Annotated in this window: 17 protein-coding genes; 13 read left to right on the top strand and 4 right to left on the bottom strand. The window is 61.9% G+C overall.

What is annotated here, in order from left to right; translation table 11 throughout:
• The first annotated feature begins 44 nt into the window (after window positions 1–44).
• From AC1RME_RS13230 to AC1RME_RS13215, 4 genes are read left to right on the top strand one after another with little or no spacing between them, the layout of a single operon-like run.
• Window positions 45–1,559 (top strand): TolC family protein, encoded by a 1,515-nt coding sequence (locus tag AC1RME_RS13230; RefSeq protein ID WP_096821835.1) that lies wholly within the window; start codon window positions 45–47, stop codon window positions 1,557–1,559.
• Window positions 1,543–2,148 (top strand): adenylyl-sulfate kinase, encoded by a 606-nt coding sequence (gene cysC, locus AC1RME_RS13225; RefSeq protein ID WP_096821836.1) that lies wholly within the window; start codon window positions 1,543–1,545, stop codon window positions 2,146–2,148. The genes AC1RME_RS13230 and cysC overlap by 17 nt, the downstream gene beginning before the upstream one ends.
• Entirely contained in the window at window positions 2,145–2,930 is a 786-nt protein-coding gene (locus AC1RME_RS13220; protein ID WP_096821837.1) for an aspartyl/asparaginyl beta-hydroxylase domain-containing protein, read from the top strand. The genes cysC and AC1RME_RS13220 overlap by 4 nt, the downstream gene beginning before the upstream one ends.
• On the top strand, window positions 2,918–3,892 hold the full coding sequence (locus AC1RME_RS13215; protein ID WP_096821838.1) for a sulfotransferase family protein: 975 nt from the start codon (window positions 2,918–2,920) through the stop codon (window positions 3,890–3,892). Before AC1RME_RS13220 ends, AC1RME_RS13215 begins: the two co-directional genes overlap by 13 nt.
• Here AC1RME_RS13215 and AC1RME_RS13210 read toward each other — a convergent pair.
• Both AC1RME_RS13210 and AC1RME_RS13205 read right to left on the bottom strand, forming a co-directional pair.
• On the bottom strand, window positions 3,858–4,616 hold the full coding sequence (locus AC1RME_RS13210) for a slipin family protein (protein WP_007957673.1): 759 nt from the start codon (window positions 4,614–4,616) through the stop codon (window positions 3,858–3,860). The genes AC1RME_RS13215 and AC1RME_RS13210 overlap by 35 nt on opposite strands.
• A 2-nt stretch (window positions 4,617–4,618) precedes the next feature.
• Entirely contained in the window at window positions 4,619–5,149 is a 531-nt protein-coding gene (locus AC1RME_RS13205; RefSeq protein WP_096821839.1) for an NfeD family protein, read from the bottom strand.
• Window positions 5,150–5,344: 195 nt separating this feature from the next.
• Here AC1RME_RS13205 and AC1RME_RS13200 point away from each other — a divergent pair, with 195 nt between their 5' ends.
• Window positions 5,345–5,806: an aminoacyl-tRNA deacylase gene (locus tag AC1RME_RS13200; protein ID WP_096821840.1), complete on the top strand. Its 462-nt coding sequence runs from the start codon at window positions 5,345–5,347 to the stop codon at window positions 5,804–5,806.
• A gap of 130 nt (window positions 5,807–5,936) precedes the next feature.
• Window positions 5,937–6,182 (top strand): DUF2789 domain-containing protein, encoded by a 246-nt coding sequence (locus AC1RME_RS13195; RefSeq protein ID WP_096821841.1) that lies wholly within the window; start codon window positions 5,937–5,939, stop codon window positions 6,180–6,182.
• 3 nt (window positions 6,183–6,185) lie between these two features.
• Here AC1RME_RS13195 and AC1RME_RS13190 read toward each other — a convergent pair whose 3' ends face one another.
• A complete protein-coding gene (locus AC1RME_RS13190; RefSeq protein WP_096821842.1) occupies window positions 6,186–6,467 on the bottom strand; it encodes a type II toxin-antitoxin system RelE/ParE family toxin in 282 nt (93 codons plus the stop codon).
• Window positions 6,464–6,742 (bottom strand): antitoxin of toxin-antitoxin stability system, encoded by a 279-nt coding sequence (locus AC1RME_RS13185; RefSeq protein ID WP_096821982.1) that lies wholly within the window; start codon window positions 6,740–6,742, stop codon window positions 6,464–6,466. The genes AC1RME_RS13190 and AC1RME_RS13185 overlap by 4 nt, the downstream gene beginning before the upstream one ends.
• Window positions 6,743–6,945: 203 nt before the next feature.
• Between AC1RME_RS13185 and AC1RME_RS13180 the strand changes: the two genes are divergently transcribed.
• The 7 genes from AC1RME_RS13180 to AC1RME_RS13150 all read left to right on the top strand — a co-directional run bounded on the left by AC1RME_RS13180 (window position 6,946) and on the right by AC1RME_RS13150 (window position 14,404).
• The gene (locus AC1RME_RS13180; RefSeq protein WP_176504882.1) at window positions 6,946–7,374 is read left to right on the top strand and encodes a MarR family transcriptional regulator; all 429 of its coding nucleotides are present in this window, start codon (window positions 6,946–6,948) and stop codon (window positions 7,372–7,374) included.
• Complete coding sequence (locus tag AC1RME_RS13175) at window positions 7,371–9,434, top strand: FUSC family protein (protein ID WP_096821844.1); 2,064 nt, start codon at window positions 7,371–7,373, stop codon at window positions 9,432–9,434. Before AC1RME_RS13180 ends, AC1RME_RS13175 begins: the two co-directional genes overlap by 4 nt.
• Complete coding sequence (locus AC1RME_RS13170) at window positions 9,431–9,640, top strand: DUF1656 domain-containing protein (RefSeq protein WP_007957657.1); 210 nt, start codon at window positions 9,431–9,433, stop codon at window positions 9,638–9,640. Before AC1RME_RS13175 ends, AC1RME_RS13170 begins: the two co-directional genes overlap by 4 nt.
• The gene (locus AC1RME_RS13165; RefSeq protein ID WP_096821845.1) at window positions 9,637–10,524 is read left to right on the top strand and encodes an efflux RND transporter periplasmic adaptor subunit; all 888 of its coding nucleotides are present in this window, start codon (window positions 9,637–9,639) and stop codon (window positions 10,522–10,524) included. Before AC1RME_RS13170 ends, AC1RME_RS13165 begins: the two co-directional genes overlap by 4 nt.
• On the top strand, window positions 10,521–11,963 hold the full coding sequence (locus AC1RME_RS13160) for an efflux transporter outer membrane subunit (protein ID WP_096821846.1): 1,443 nt from the start codon (window positions 10,521–10,523) through the stop codon (window positions 11,961–11,963). Before AC1RME_RS13165 ends, AC1RME_RS13160 begins: the two co-directional genes overlap by 4 nt.
• Window positions 11,964–12,056: 93 nt before the next feature.
• Window positions 12,057–12,692 carry an NADH:ubiquinone oxidoreductase subunit N gene (locus AC1RME_RS13155; protein ID WP_096821847.1) on the top strand — a complete coding sequence of 212 codons (636 nt, stop codon included), beginning with the start codon at window positions 12,057–12,059 and terminating at the stop codon, window positions 12,690–12,692.
• A 200-nt stretch (window positions 12,693–12,892) separates the two neighbouring features.
• Window positions 12,893–14,404 (top strand): YdgA family protein, encoded by a 1,512-nt coding sequence (locus AC1RME_RS13150; RefSeq protein ID WP_096821848.1) that lies wholly within the window; start codon window positions 12,893–12,895, stop codon window positions 14,402–14,404.
• The last annotated feature ends 106 nt before the right edge of the window (window positions 14,405–14,510 follow it).

The raw sequence follows: 14,510 nt of genomic DNA, 5'->3' as shown, positions 1-14,510 counted from the left end.
TACACAACAACTCAATATGTGCGGGACCTAGGGGCGATCCAGGGATGAAGAAAAGTCAGAAGTTGTTCGGCGCCAGCCTGCTGGCGCTGGCGATCAGCGGATGTGCAGTCACCAGTGAACCGATCGAACGCAGCGTCAGTGAGCAACGGGCCCGAGCCGACCTGCAAACCATGTACAAGGGCCAGGAACCGCTGCGCGGTCCGCTGACCCTGCATCAGGCCATGGCCCGTGCCGTGAAGTACAACCTTGAAGGGCGCTTGAAAATCATGGAGGAAGCGCTGGCCAAACGGCAGCTCGACCTCGCCAGTTTCGACATGCTGCCGCGCATGGCGCTGGACGCCGGTTACGTCGGACGCAACAACGTCAGCGCTTCCAGCAGCCAGAGCGTACGCACCGGCACCCAGTCTCTGGAACCGTCGACCTCCCAGGACCGCGACCGCAACGTCGCGGACCTGACCATGGTCTGGAACGTTCTCGATTTCGGTGTCAGCTACATCAACGCCAAACAACAGGGCGACCAGCGTCTGATCGTGCAGGAACGCCGGCGCAAGGTGATCAACACCATTGTTCAGGACGTGCGCTCGGCCTATTGGCGGGCGATGGCGGCCGAACGTCTGCTCAAGCAGATCGACAGCCTGATGGCGCGGGTCGACGCTGCCCGGCGCAACAGCGAAAGCATGAGCGAGCAGCGCATCGGCGATCCGGTGCAGTCCCTCGGTTATCAACGTTCGCTGATCGAAGCCACCCGACAGCTGGAAGAGCAGCGCCGTGCGCTGTCGCTGGCGAAAACCGAGCTGGCGACCCTGATCAACCTGCCGATGGGCACCAACCTGACGCTGGCCACCGACGACGGTTATCAGATCCCGGAACTCAAGGTCGATATCTCCAAACTGGAACAGGAAGCCCTGACCAGCCGTCCGGAACTGCGTGAGCAGGATTACCAGACCCGAATCAGCGCCGCCGAAACCCGCAAGGCGATGTTGCGCATGCTGCCGGGCCTGGAGTTTTCTGCTGGCGGACACTACGACAGCAACTCGTTCCTGGTAAACGACCGCTGGGCCGACTATGGCGTGAAAGTGACCTGGAATCTGTTCAACGTGATCTCCGCTCCGGCGGCCATCGACGTGGCCAAGGCCGGCGAAGAGGTCGCCACCGCACGTCGCCAGGCGATGTCGATTGCGGTGCTGGCGCAGTTGTACGTGGCCAACGCCAACTATCAGGAGGCGCTGCGTCAGTTCAAGACCAACCAGCAGTTGTCGGACATCGACGGGCAAATCGTCGGTCAGCTGCGCAACCGTCATCAGGCGGCGGGCATCGGTGAGCTGGACCTTATCCAGGGCGAACTGAACAACCTGCAAGCGGACTTGCGTCGCGACCTGTCCTACGCCGATCTGCGCAATGCCTATGGCCAGATCTTCGCCAGTGCCGGGCTCGATCCGTTGCCGGATCAGGTGCAGTCGACCGAAGTGCAGTCGATCGCCACGGCGCTGGCCAACCGCGAAGCGGCGTGGGCGTCGGGGGATATTTCGGTGCCGGTGGCCCATGCCTCCGCGAAGTGATGTGCTGGCGCCGGCCGCCAGCATCAGCCGTGTACAGCGCGAGACCCGCAATGGCCATCGCGGCACGGCCGTGTTGCTGACTGGTTTGCCGGCGGCGGGCAAATCGACCCTGGCTCAGGCGCTGCATGCCGAGTTGTTCAGCCGTGGTTTGCAAAGCGTTGTGCTCGACGGCGATGGTTTGCGCGTCGGGCTCAACCGCGATCTGGGATTCACCGATGCCGACCGCCTGGAAAACATCCGTCGGGCCAGTGAACTGGCGACGCTGCTGGTGGAGAACGGGCAGATCGTGATTCTGGCGATGATCGCGCCACTGGTGGAGTTGCGTGAAGTGTTCGCTCAACGCCTGGGCGATGACTATCGCGAAGTCTGGTGCAGCGCCGCGCTGGCGGTGTGCGAACAGCGCGATCCGAAAGGGCATTACGCCCGGGCGCGACGCGGCGAGCTGGCCGGGTTTACCGGCGTGTCGGCACCTTACGAGCCACCGGCCCAGGCGTCGCTGGTACTCGATACCGGATCGCTGACGGTCGAGGCCTGCCTTGACCGCTTGCTGACCTGGCTCGGCGAATCCGCGGTGTTGCCCAGGACATGAGCCGGCCGGCGTTTTCGCGGCTGCCGGTGACGGTGGATCTGCCGTTGCTGTTGCAGGCGCTGGCGGCGATTGAAAACGATGCCTGGCGCGGGCATTTCAACACGGCCTATTTCGCGGGTGACTGGAGCGGCGTGGCGCTGATTTCCGCTGCCGATGCGCTGACTGAACTGTCCCCAGGAACCGCCGAACCTGTACAGCGTGTGCCTTGGCTGAAGGACCGCCGCTGGCAGCAGGCGTTGCGTGATCTGCCGCTGGATATCGTCAGTGCCCGGCTGCTACGGCTGGGGCCGGGCGGGCAGATTCACGAGCATCGCGACTATGACCTCGAGGGGCCGGACGCGGATTTTCGATTGCATATTCCGCTGCTCAGCCCACCTGCCGTGGACTTCTGGCTCGACGGTCTGCGCATGCCGATGTCGGCGGGCGAGTGCTGGTTTCTCGACCTTGCGCGGCCGCATCGGGTCGATAATCGCGACAGTACGGCGCGCATTCATCTGGTACTCGATTGCCGTCCCGGCGTCTGGCTGGAGCAGATGATTGCCGAGGGTTTACCGAACACGCCGCAGCCTGATGCCGAAGACTCGGCGTTGCAGCGGTTTCATCGTCTGCTGGCCGTGGATCCTTCGTTGTCGGCGACCTTGCAGGCACTGCACGACCCCGAAGCGTTCATCAGCCAGACACTGGCGTTGGCCGCAGAGCATGGCTTGTCATTCTCCCGGGAAGAACTGGAGGCGGCGATGCGCAAGGGGCGCCGGTCGTGGAACGAACAATGGCGAGCCTGAATTTCGACGGCTGGCTGCCGATTCGCATCTGGAAAGACACCGGCCAATGGCAGGTGGACTGGTGCTGGTTTGGCGATACGCCGCTGCATCAGCCATTTTTTCGCGATGCGGTGGAAGAAGCGCTGCGGCTGCCGTTCAATCAGGCGTTTCGCCGGCAAACACCCTTATTGGCACTCACGGATTGGCAGGCGCTCAGTTCTGGCCTGGCGCCGAGCGCCTTCATCCTGCACGCCTCGCGTTGCGGATCGACGCTGATCAGCCAGATGCTCGCCCGCCTCGACGATCACATCGTGATCTCGGAACCGCCCCCCCTCGATGCCTTGCTGCGCAGTGATCTGCCGGCCGTCGAACGCCGTGCGGCCATCGCCGGGTTGCTCTCGGCCTACGGTCAGCGCCGGCGCGGTGTGGAGCAACGGCTGGTGATCAAGCTCGACGCCTGGAACATCGGTGAATGGCCTCTGCTTCACGAATGCTTCCCCGATACGCCTTGGTTGTTCGTCTACCGCGATCCGCTGGAAATCGCTGTTTCGCATCTGCGTCGCCCGGGCATGCACATGGTGCCCGGCATGCTCGGCGAGTGCGTGCTGGACGACAACTTGCCATTCGAAGGGCGTGAGGATTTCATCGCCCGGAGGCTGGGACGTCTGCTGGAGGCGGGGCGCTTGCACTGCGCTGATTTCGGCGGGCTGACGGTCAATTACAGCGAGTTGCCCGAGGCGATAACGGGACGTTTGGCGGGGTTTTTCCAGCTGAATGCCGCGCAATGTGAACGCGCCATGGCAGGCTCCGCGCAACATGCGAAACAGCCGTCACAGGCGTTTGTCGCCGATGGCGAAAGCAAACGCCGTGAGGCTTCCACGCTGTTGCAGGCGCAAGTGGAACGTTGTGCGCGGGCGCCCTACGAAGCGCTTGAACGCCTGCGCGCGCTCACGATTTCGCCGACAGATCCGCCATCCCCTTGAGCAATTCGATCGGCAACGGAAAGACGATGGTCGAGCTCTTGTCGCCGGCAATCGAACTCAGGGTCTGCATGTAACGCAACTGCATGGCGCCTGGCTGGCGCCCGAGCATTTCGGCGGCCTGCATGAGTTTTTCAGAGGCCTGCAATTCACCTTCGGCGTGGATCACCTTGGCTCGCCGTTCCCGTTCGGCTTCGGCCTGTTTAGCGATGGCGCGGACCATCGATTCATTGAGATCGACGTGTTTGATTTCGACATTGGCGACCTTGATGCCCCAGGCGTCGGTCTGGGCGTCGAGCACTTGTTGGATGTCGATGTTCAGGCGTTCGCGTTCGGCCAGCAGTTCGTCCAGTTCATGTTTGCCGAGCACTGCACGCAGGGTGGTCTGGGCCAGTTGGCTGGTGGCCATGAGGAAGTCCTCGACCTGGATGATCGCTTTCTGCGGGTCGAGCACCCGGAAATACAGCACCGCGTTGACCTTCACCGACACGTTGTCGCGGGTGATCACGTCTTGCGGCGGCACGTCGAGGACGATGGTGCGCAGATCCACCCGGACCATTTGCTGCACCACCGGAATCAACAGGATCAGCCCCGGTCCCTTGACCTGCCAGAAGCGCCCGAGCTGGAACACCACGCCGCGTTCGTATTCACGCAGGATGCGGAACGTCGAGCCGGCCAGGGCAATGAGCAACAGCAGCAGCGCGACAAAACCGATTTGCAGACCCATGATCACTCTCCGAGCGGTGCCGCGTCAGCCGCGGCCACTTGCAGCAACAAGCCCTTGCGCCCGACCACCCGCACCGGTTGCCCGGTGTGCAGCGGTGTGGCACTCAAAACTTGCCAGCGTTCTCCCTGTAATTGCACCCAGCCGTTGCGAGCGTCCTGCGGCTGCACGACCGTCACGGCCGTTACGCTGCCAAGCAGGCCCGCGTCGCCGCTGACCGGATGGCGCGGTCGAGTCTTCAAAGCGCGGATCAGTAGCGCAATCAACAGCAGGGCGCTGACCAGCCCGAGGCCGATCATCATCGGCACCGGCAGTTCGGCGTTGCCCAGGATCAGCGCGCCGATCACGAACATGACGATGCCGCCCAGGCCGATCACGCCGTAGTTGGGCAGCGCGGCTTCGGCGATCAGGAACGCGATGCCCAAGGTGATCAGCCACAGGCCGATGGGGTCGACAGCGTGCAGCGGGGTGTCCACAGCCAGGGCCGATCCGCTCAGCAGCATCAACAGGACAAACGCACAGCGACGGGTGTTCACGTGACCCTCCGGGAGAGTCAGGGGTTCTCTTTACAGTCTAGTTGAGCCTGGAGCTGGATGAATTTTGATCAAATTGCTCGTGCCGCCAGTGGGCGGAATTCCCTTCACTCGCAGCGTGCCCGACTAGACTTTCAAGGACAGGAACAATGTTCATCACCGCCCGCCGCGCAGCGTCGGCGGGCACCGAGGTGCATCATGCGTATGGCAAGAAAAGTGCAAAGCAGCCTGACCCGGGCGCAATGCGAATATGATGTCCTCTCCCATCCGCACTCGAGCAGCAGCCTTGAAACGGCGCGGGTTTCGGGGATTCCGGCGGACAGGGTGGCCAAATCGGTGATCCTCGACGACCACCACGGGCATTACCTGATGGCCGTGCTGCCCGCCAGCCGCCATCTGGACCTGAGCAAAGTGCGCACCAGCGGCGAGTGGCAGATCACCCGCGAAAGCACCCTGGCGCACCTGTTCGACGACTGCGAACGTGGCGCAGTGCCGCCGCTGGGCGACTCCTACGGGCTGGACATGGTCATCGACCCGTTGGTGACCCGGCAAAAAGACATTTACCTGGAGGCCGGCAACCACAACAACCTGCTGCACATGAGCATGCCCGAGTTCCTGAAAATGGTGCCCCATGCCCAGGTGCGGGAGTTGAGTCAGTAGGTTTTTGTTAGCGTCTGCGCTGACGCCAATCGCGAGCAGGCCCGCTCCCACAGGTTCTGCAATGAACCTGTGGCAATGTGGCTTGCTCGCGAAATGTTTTCATCCACTGAATCTTCGAAGGAGTAGAACAATGGAAAATCCGACGCACAGCCTCCCATCCCTGTTCAAACAACTCGGCCTGCCCAACGACCCGGTCAGCATCGACCAGTTCATCGCCACCCATTCCCCGCTCAAGCCCGAACTGCACCTGTGCGATGCGTTTTTCTGGTCCAAGAGCCAGGCGGATTTTTTGCGGGACGAGATTCTCGATGATGCGGATTGGGCGGAGGTGGTGGATCAGTTGGATGTGATGTTGAGGAAGGGGCGGGCGGGGTAGCAGTCACCGTGGTAACGGCCATAATCGAGCGGTATGGACCAGTGCCAGAATCCAGGCTGCATCGTGTTCCAATTGATAAACGAGCCGATAGCTTTGGTGTGGAATGACTTCTCGCGTGCCGGCAATGATACCGACTGGGCCAATTTCCGGATTCTGAGAAATTCGGGAAACCGCTTCGCTGAAGCGGTTATCCATATCTACAGCGGCTTTTGGGTTTACGGAGTGAAGATAATCCCAAATTTTTTCACGATCCTTTTTGGCGGTTTTCGTCCAGATAATCCTCATTCTTGATTGTCTGCCCGCCTGCGCCTTGCGGCGAATTCTGCTTCTACTTCTTCATTCGACAAGCCATCCCCGTCGCGTATAGAGGCTCGTGCGATATCTACCTTCCGCTGCAGAAACGCCTCGTACTCGCGAGCCTCACGTTGAGTCTGGACGAAGTGCCGCATCATTTCTCTTACGATTTGCGAGGCAGGGCGATGCGTTGCTTCAGCTTCGGCCATGAATTGCTCACGCAACTCCGGCTCCAGCTTCATTGTGAAAACGGCTTGTTTTGACATGCTCAACTCCTTCGAAAGGGGGTTCGTACTGAAAAGGTATATACATTGTAAGTTCCTAATTAGGAACCACCTGATCGCTCTAACGACCAACGGGGCAATTTGTTTCAAAACTTGACTGAATTTCCCCTCAAATGCCATATTGATAGTTAGCAAACTAACAGTGTGTGCATTCCCTCGTGCCGAATACCCTCGACGCCCTCCAGATGAACATCAGCAGCGCCATGGTGGTGGCCGCCAGGCATTGGCGGAAGATCTGCCAGACCACGCTGGTCAACTATGGAATTTCCGAAGCCTGCGCCGTCCCGCTCTTGATGATCGGGCGTCTGGGGGAGAGCGTGCATCAGGTGCAGGTGGCGCAGGCGGCGGGGATCGAGAGCCCTTCGCTGGTGCGGCTGCTCGATCAGTTGTGCCACGCCGGCTACGTCTGCCGCACTGAAGACCCGCAGGATCGCCGGGCCAAATGCCTGAGCCTGACCGACACCGGTCGCGAGCTGGTGCAAGCGGTGGAAGTCGAGCTGGTGCGTCTGCGCAATGAGGTGCTCGAAGGCATCGACCGGAGTGATCTGGAGGCTACGCTTCGTGTACTGAGAGCTTTTGAGGCGGCCAGTCCGCCAGCGGTGATCTATCCGTGAACGGCTTTTTTTCCGGCATTCCTCCGGCCCGGGACTGGTTCTACGGGATCCGTACGTTTGCAGCCTCGATGATCGCGTTGTACATCGCCTTGCTGATGCAGATGCCGCGTCCTTACTGGGCGATGGCCACGGTGTACATCGTTTCCAGCCCGTTCCTAGGGCCGACCAGTTCCAAGGCGTTGTACCGGGCGATCGGGACCTTTCTCGGCGCTGCGGCGGCGGTGCTGTTCGTGCCGATGTTCGTCCAGAGCCCGTACGTGCTGGTGGTGGTCATCGCGTTGTGGACCGGGATTCTGCTGTTCCTGTCGCTGCACCTGCGCACCGCCAACAATTACGCGCTGATGCTCGCGGGGTACACCTTGCCGCTGATCGCCCTTCCGACGGTGGATAACCCGCTGGCGGTCTGGGATGTGGCTGAGGCGCGTACCGAAGAGATCTTCCTTGGCATCGCGGTGGCGGCGGTGGTCGGCGCGATGTTCTGGCCTAGACGCCTGGCGCCGGTGTTCAACGATGCGGTGGGCAAGTGGTTTGCCGATGCGACGACCTACAGCCTGAAATTCCTCAGCCGCGACGTAAAGCCCGAAGAAGTCACCGCCCTGCGCATGGCCATGGTCGGCAGTTTCAACAGCCTGGAATTGATGATCGGCCAGTTGCCGCACGAAGGCGCGCGGCCGCAGACGGTGCGTAACACCAAGGAACTGCGCGGGCGGATGATCCACCTGCTGCCGGTGATCGACGCTCTGGAAGACTCGCTTTACGCCCTAGAACGGCGCACCCCGGAACTGGTGGAAAAATTCGCGCCGCTGCTCACCGCCACCCGCGAATGGCTCGGCCACAAAGATGCCGATCTCGACCGCTGGCAAGCCCTGCGCGATCAGCTCGAAGCCCTGCAACCCAGCGCCGAAGCCCTCGAAGATCGCAAACAGTTGCTGTTTTCCAACGCGCTGTACCGCCTCGGCGAATTCATCGATCTGTGGCAGGACTGCCGCAGTCTGCAGGACGCGATCCTGTGCGATCGCCAGGACAGCTGGCGCGCGGTCTATCGTCACTGGCGCCTTGGTCGCCTGACGCCGTTTCTCGACCGTGGGCTGATGCTGTATTCGGTGGCCTCGACCATTCTGGCGATCATCGTCGCCTCGACATTGTGGATTCTGCTGGGCTGGACCGACGGCGGCAGCGCGGTGATTCTGGCAGCGGTGTCGTGCAGTTTCTTTGCCTCGATGGACGACCCGGCGCCGCAGATTTACCGGTTCTTTTTCTGGACCGGGATGTCGGTGCTGTTCGCCAGTCTGTACCTGTTTCTGGTGCTGCCAAACCTGCATGACTTCCCGATGCTGGTGCTGGCATTTGCCATCCCGTTCATCTGCGTCGGCACCCTGACGGTTCAGCCACGGTTCTACCTCGGCATGCTGCTGACCCTGGTGAACACCTCGTCGTTCATCAGTATCTCGGGCGCTTACGATGCGGACTTCTTCGCCTTCGTGAACTCCAACCTGGCGGGCCCGATGGGGTTGTTGTTTGCGTTTATCTGGACGCTGATCGCCCGGCCGTTCGGTGCCGAACTGGCGGCCAAGCGCCTGACCCGTTTCAGCTGGAAAGACATCGTCAGCATGACCGAACCGGCGAACCTCGCCGAGCACCGGCAATTGGGCGTGCAACTGCTCGACCGCCTGATGCAGCACCTGCCGCGTCTGGCGCTGACCGGCCAGGACACCGGCATCGCCATGCGCGAAGTGCGCGTGGGTCTGAATCTGCTCGATCTGCTGGCCTACACCCCGCGCGTGACAGGCGCGCCGAACGCGTTGTTGCAGCAAGTGGTGGCCGAGGTCGGCGATTACTTCCGGGCCTGTCTCAAGGCCGGCGAACGCTTGCCGGCTCCGAGCCCGCTGCTGATGACCATGGACCGCACCCGTCGCGCGCTCAACGGCCACGGCGATGAAGAAACCCGACTACACCTGTTGCACGCCTTGAGCGGTTTGCGTCTGGCGCTGTTGCCCGGCGTCGAATTCGTCTCCAGCGCCGAGCCCGAAGAACCGCTGCCCGAGGGAGCGCCCCTATGATCGGTGACCTGGACATCAGCGGCATTTTCCTGCCGACCCTGCTGGTGCTGATGGGCATCACGTATGTGCTGTTTGTGCTGGTACATGGCGTGCTTACACGCCTGCATTTCTACCGTCTGGTCTGGCACCGGGCATTGTTCAACGTGGCCCTCTACGCCGTGATGCTGTACGGCGTGGACTCACTCAGTCGATACCTGATGACATGAAAAAACCGTTTTTGACTATCGGTCGCGTGATGCTGACTTTGCTGATCGTGACTTTCGCCGTCGTCGTGGTCTGGCGCATGGTGATGTATTACATGTTCGCGCCTTGGACCCGTGACGGCCACATCCGCGCCGATATCGTGCAGATCGCTCCGGATGTGTCCGGGCTGATCCAGCAGGTCGAGGTCAAGGACAACCAGTTGGTGAAGCGCGGCCAGGTGCTGTTCAGCATCGATCAGGACCGTTTCAAACTGGCGTTGCGTCAAGCCAAGGCAGCCGTTGCCGACCGCGAAGAAACCCTCGCCCAGGCCCAGCGTGAAGCCAAGCGTAACCGGGGGCTGGGTAATCTGGTGCCGGCCGAACAGCTGGAAGAAAGCCAGTCGAAAGTCGCCCGCGCGCAATCGGCACTGGCCGAAGCGCTGGTGACAGTGGACAGTGCCCAGCTCAACCTCGACCGCTCGGTGATCCGCAGCCCGGTGGACGGTTACGTCAACGACCGCGCGCCGCGCACCCAGGAATTCGTAACGGCCGGGCGTCCGGTGCTGTCGGTGGTGGACAGCAATTCGTTCCACATCGACGGCTATTTCGAAGAGACCAAACTCGACGGCATCCACGTCGGCCAGTCGGTGGATATCCGCGTGATCGGCGACCGCGCCCGCTTGCGTGGGCATGTCGAAAGTATCGTCGCCGGCATCGAAGACCGTGACCGCTCGAGCGGCAGCAACCTGTTGCCCAACGTCAACCCGGCCTTCAGCTGGGTGCGCCTGGCGCAGCGGATTCCGGTGCGCATTGCCTTCGATGACGTGCCGGATGACTTCCGCATGATCGCCGGGCGTACCGCCACGGTGTCGATCATCGACGATAAACAGCAGGAGCCCGAGCAATGAACAGGGCCCTGATGATCGCCGGGCTGGGCGTGATGTTGTCGGCCTGTTCCATGGTCGGGCCGGACTATCACCTGCCGGGTGACGCGGCCATCCAGCGCAAGGATTTTCAGGGCGATCTGGCGGTGGCCGGCAAGCCGGTGGTCTCGTCGCCGGTGCCGGCGGACTGGTGGCGGTTGTATCGCGATCCGCGACTGGATCAACTGGTGCAGCAGGCCATGGCGTCCAATACCGATCTGCGGGTGGCGGCGGCGAACCTGTCGCGGGCCCGCGCCCAGGTCGATGAGGCCGAGGCAGCCGGTGGCTGGAGTGGCGGTGTGAAGATGGGCGCCCAGCGCTTGCAGGAATCCGGTCAGGCGTTCCTGCTGCCGGAGAAAGTCCCGGTGGCCAACGTCGCCGACATCGGCATCAGCGCCTCGTACCAATTCGACCTGTGGGGCGTTCTGCAACGTGGGATCGAAGCGGCGAAAGCCAACGCCGATGCGACCCAGGCCGCTGCCGACACCGCACGCATCACCCTGGTGGCCGACGTGGTTCGGGCTTACACCCAGGTTTGTGCGGCCAACGAAGAACGGGAAATCGCCCAGCATTCCCTTGACCTGCAATCCCAGAGCACCACGCTGATCCAGCGTCTGCGCGACGCCGGGCGCGGGGACGAAACCCAGGTCACCCGCTCGCAGACCCAATTCAAGTCCTTGCGCGCCGACATGCCGCGTTATGAGGCCGCGCGTCAGGCCGGGTTGTTCCGCCTGTCGATGCTGCTGGCCAAACCGGTCGATCAATTGCCGGCCGGCACCGCGACCTGCGCCGAACTGCCGAAAATCGCCCAACTGGTGCCGGTCGGTGACGGCGCTGCACTGCTCAAGCGCCGTCCGGATATCCGTCAGGCCGAGCGTCGACTGGCGGCCGCGACTGCCGGGATCGGCATTGCCACCGGCGAGCTGTACCCGGACATCAGCATTGGCGCGACCATTGGCACCGTCGGCATTGTCTCCGACCTCGGCGACCCGTCGACCAACCGCTGGGGCTTCGGCCCGTCGTTGAGCTGGAAGGTGCCGACCAACGGCGCCCGGGCGCGGATCCGTGAAGCCGAAGCCTCGACCCAGGGCGCACTGGCGCATTTCGACGGTGTGGTGCTGAACGCCATCCGCGAAACCCAGACCGGTCTGGCCCAGTACACCGCGCTGTTGCAACGCCGCGATGCGTTGGCCGATGCCGAGCAGTCGGCGAAGCTGGCGGCTGACCAGACTCACCGCTTCTTCCAGGCGGGCCGCGAGTCGTTCCTCGCCGACCTGCAAGCCACCCGCACCTACACCGATGTCACCGCGCAACTGGCCGCCGCCAACACTCAGGTTGCCATGAGCCAGATCGATTTGTTCCTCGCCCTGGGCGGCGGTTGGGAAAGCGGACGAACGCAAGCCTCGAGCGCCAGCAAACCCTGAGGCCGTTGCTATGCTTTGAAGTATTGAAGGGGCGCCCTGAGCAAGGCGCCTTTTCAGTGCACATTGCTAGCGCAGGTCTAGGGGAAACCAATAATGAAAAACCCTTACGCTCTCGGCTTCTGGTGCGCCCTGGTCGCACTGGTGCTGCTGTCGGCCACCTATTTCTACGGCATCATGCTGGCCCACCAGATCGACAAGGCGATGGTCTTCCTCGACAGCGCGACTGCGTTGATCGCCGTGATGGCGATCGTGGTGGTGGCCTGGTCGTTGGTGCAGGTGCAAAAGCTCAAAAAAAGGCAGCTTGAACAAAGCAAGACCCTGCTGCTGATCTGGGACACCAAGGTCGCGCTGCGCAAAGTCGAAACTGTGTTCGACCGCTACTTCTGGGGCAGCTACTGGCAACCGGGACGCACCTTCGCCGAGGTCATGGGCGAACTCACCGGCACCCCACTGGAAAAAAGCCTCGAAGCCCTGAAAAAACAATGCCTGGCACTCGACAGACAAGTCGCCGATGAAGGCTGGCACTGGCTGAACAATGCGCGTGAATTGTCCGACGTCGCCACGGCCATGGCCCGTGAGCGCTATCAACTGGATTTCTGCGACCCGCGCGGCGACGGGCCGGGCGGGGCGGTGATCGACCGGGATTTCGAGGTGCTGGTGTATACGTGGACCGCGCGCCTGAAAAGCTTCGATCATCAGCTCGATGAGATCGAGGTGCAGTATTCCTGACCTCCCGAAAGATCGCCGAACCCGGCGATCTTTTTGTTTGTCCATGTCCCGTGGACACTCTTTAACCTTTAAACATTGGGCCGCCCCGCGCTGCCAGTGCTAATCTCCACCGCTAAATTCAGCGGAGTCGAGCCACGGCCCGGTCACGGGTTCACGGAAGACGACCACACTTTCAGCCACGGAAATCGATCAGGTCATTCATGAATAAATCAGCAGGCGTGCTTCTCGGAATCGTTGTTGCCATCGGCGCCATCAGCGTCGGCGGGGCCTGGTACACCGGCACCAAGATCGAAGGCGTGCTCAACAACGCCGTCGTCGATGCCAACAAAGAGCTGCAAGCCGCCATGGCCGGTTCCAACGGCAGTGCGTCGCTGGAGCTGGTGTCGCTGGAACGTCACACCTTCAGCAGCACCGCGCACTATCGCCTCAAGGGCGAAGGCGAGATGTTCGGTGAAGCGCCGGTCGAGCTGCTGTTCGTCGATCACATCGAACATGGCCCGCTGCCGTTCTCGCGTCTGGTCTCGCTGAAATGGCTGCCGGTCATGGCCACCAGTCACTATGAGCTGGAAAAGACCCCGATCACCGAAAAATGGTTCGCTGCCACCAAGGGCGCCGCGCCACTGAAAGGTGTGGTCAATATCGGCTACGACCAGTCCACCACCGGCAACATCGAACTGCTGCCACTGGAAACCGCACTGGACGAGCAGTCGAGCCTGAAATTCTCCGGCCTGAACATGGATATCTCCGCCAGTGCCCAGGCGCAGAAGGTCAAGGCCAACGGCTATATGGACAGCCTGCACCTGACCACCGTGGCTGAAGACCAGGCGCCGGTGCAGATCGAACTCAGCGGCCTGACCCTGGCCAGCAACCTCGCCAAGAGCAGCTACGGCTACTACACCGGCGAAAACACCCTGGAACTGACCAGCAGCAAGACCACTTTCGGCGCCAAGCAGTCCGTGCTGGGTGTGAAGAACTTCGAAATGAAGAACCTCACCGAAGAAAACGGCACCAATGCTTCCGGCCGTGCCGACTACAAAATCGGTGAAGTGACCCTCAACGACAAGAAAATCGGTTCGGCCAATCTGGCCATGAGCCTGAAAAACCTCGACATCCCGTCGGCCCTGTCGCTGATGCAGATCTACCAGACCAAGCTGCAGCCGTACGAAAAAGCCGCCGCCGAAGCCACCGCCGCCGGTCTGCCGGCGCCCGAGCTGAACCTGACCGAAGCCGAGTCCACTCAGGTCAAGGCTGACCTGCAGAAACTGCTGGCAGCCGGCCCGCAGCTGGCGCTGGAAGACCTGTCGCTGAAAACCGCCAACGGTGAAAGCCGGGCCAATCTGGTGCTCGACCTGACCAAACCGGCCTCGATGGACCTGCCGCCGGATCAACTGGGCAAACAGCTGATCGCGCTGCTCGACGTCAATGTGCAGGTGTCCAAGCCGATGCTGGTGGACCTGCTCAGCGTTCAGGCCCAGATCGATGGTCAGACCGACGCCAAAGCCATCGTTGACCAGGCCAGCGCCGCTGCCGACATGTTCTCCGGCATGGCCGTGGGTTCGCAGCTGGCAACGCTGGATGGCACCAATGTGACGACCAAGTTGCATTACGCCGCCAATCAAGTGGAGTTCAACGGCCAGAAAATGACCGTCGAGCAGTTCGTCGGTTTCCTGATGAGCAAATTCGCTGGCGTCAACGTGAGCCAGGAACAGTAAAACCCCTCGCTACACCTCAACGCCCGGCCTTTGCTTCCCGCAGACGCCGGGCGTTTTGCTGTCTGGACTCTGCGTTTGCGGCGCGCGCCAGCGTTTCCGGTCACGA

The organism is Pseudomonas sp. GW822-FHT03F08 (assembly GCF_058801265.1).
This window is presented reverse-complemented; position numbering and strand designations above follow the sequence as displayed.

What these genes read in the sequence shown, in the direction of transcription:
- AC1RME_RS13230 (WP_096821835.1), top strand. Translation starts at nt 45, where the DNA reads ATGAAGAAAAGTCAGAAGTTGTTCGGCGCCAGCCTGCTGGCGCTGGCG.
- cysC (WP_096821836.1), top strand. Translation starts at nt 1,543, where the DNA reads ATGCCTCCGCGAAGTGATGTGCTGGCGCCGGCCGCCAGCATCAGCCGT.
- AC1RME_RS13220 (WP_096821837.1), top strand. Translation starts at nt 2,145, where the DNA reads ATGAGCCGGCCGGCGTTTTCGCGGCTGCCGGTGACGGTGGATCTGCCG.
- AC1RME_RS13215 (WP_096821838.1), top strand. Translation starts at nt 2,918, where the DNA reads ATGGCGAGCCTGAATTTCGACGGCTGGCTGCCGATTCGCATCTGGAAA.
- AC1RME_RS13210 (WP_007957673.1), bottom strand. Translation starts at nt 4,616, where the DNA reads ATGGGTCTGCAAATCGGTTTTGTCGCGCTGCTGCTGTTGCTCATTGCC.
- AC1RME_RS13200 (WP_096821840.1), top strand. Translation starts at nt 5,345, where the DNA reads ATGCGTATGGCAAGAAAAGTGCAAAGCAGCCTGACCCGGGCGCAATGC.
- AC1RME_RS13195 (WP_096821841.1), top strand. Translation starts at nt 5,937, where the DNA reads ATGGAAAATCCGACGCACAGCCTCCCATCCCTGTTCAAACAACTCGGC.
- AC1RME_RS13190 (WP_096821842.1), bottom strand. Translation starts at nt 6,467, where the DNA reads ATGAGGATTATCTGGACGAAAACCGCCAAAAAGGATCGTGAAAAAATT.
- AC1RME_RS13185 (WP_096821982.1), bottom strand. Translation starts at nt 6,742, where the DNA reads ATGTCAAAACAAGCCGTTTTCACAATGAAGCTGGAGCCGGAGTTGCGT.
- AC1RME_RS13180 (WP_176504882.1), top strand. Translation starts at nt 6,946, where the DNA reads ATGAACATCAGCAGCGCCATGGTGGTGGCCGCCAGGCATTGGCGGAAG.
- AC1RME_RS13170 (WP_007957657.1), top strand. Translation starts at nt 9,431, where the DNA reads ATGATCGGTGACCTGGACATCAGCGGCATTTTCCTGCCGACCCTGCTG.
- AC1RME_RS13165 (WP_096821845.1), top strand. Translation starts at nt 9,637, where the DNA reads ATGAAAAAACCGTTTTTGACTATCGGTCGCGTGATGCTGACTTTGCTG.
- AC1RME_RS13160 (WP_096821846.1), top strand. Translation starts at nt 10,521, where the DNA reads ATGAACAGGGCCCTGATGATCGCCGGGCTGGGCGTGATGTTGTCGGCC.
- AC1RME_RS13155 (WP_096821847.1), top strand. Translation starts at nt 12,057, where the DNA reads ATGAAAAACCCTTACGCTCTCGGCTTCTGGTGCGCCCTGGTCGCACTG.
- AC1RME_RS13150 (WP_096821848.1), top strand. Translation starts at nt 12,893, where the DNA reads ATGAATAAATCAGCAGGCGTGCTTCTCGGAATCGTTGTTGCCATCGGC.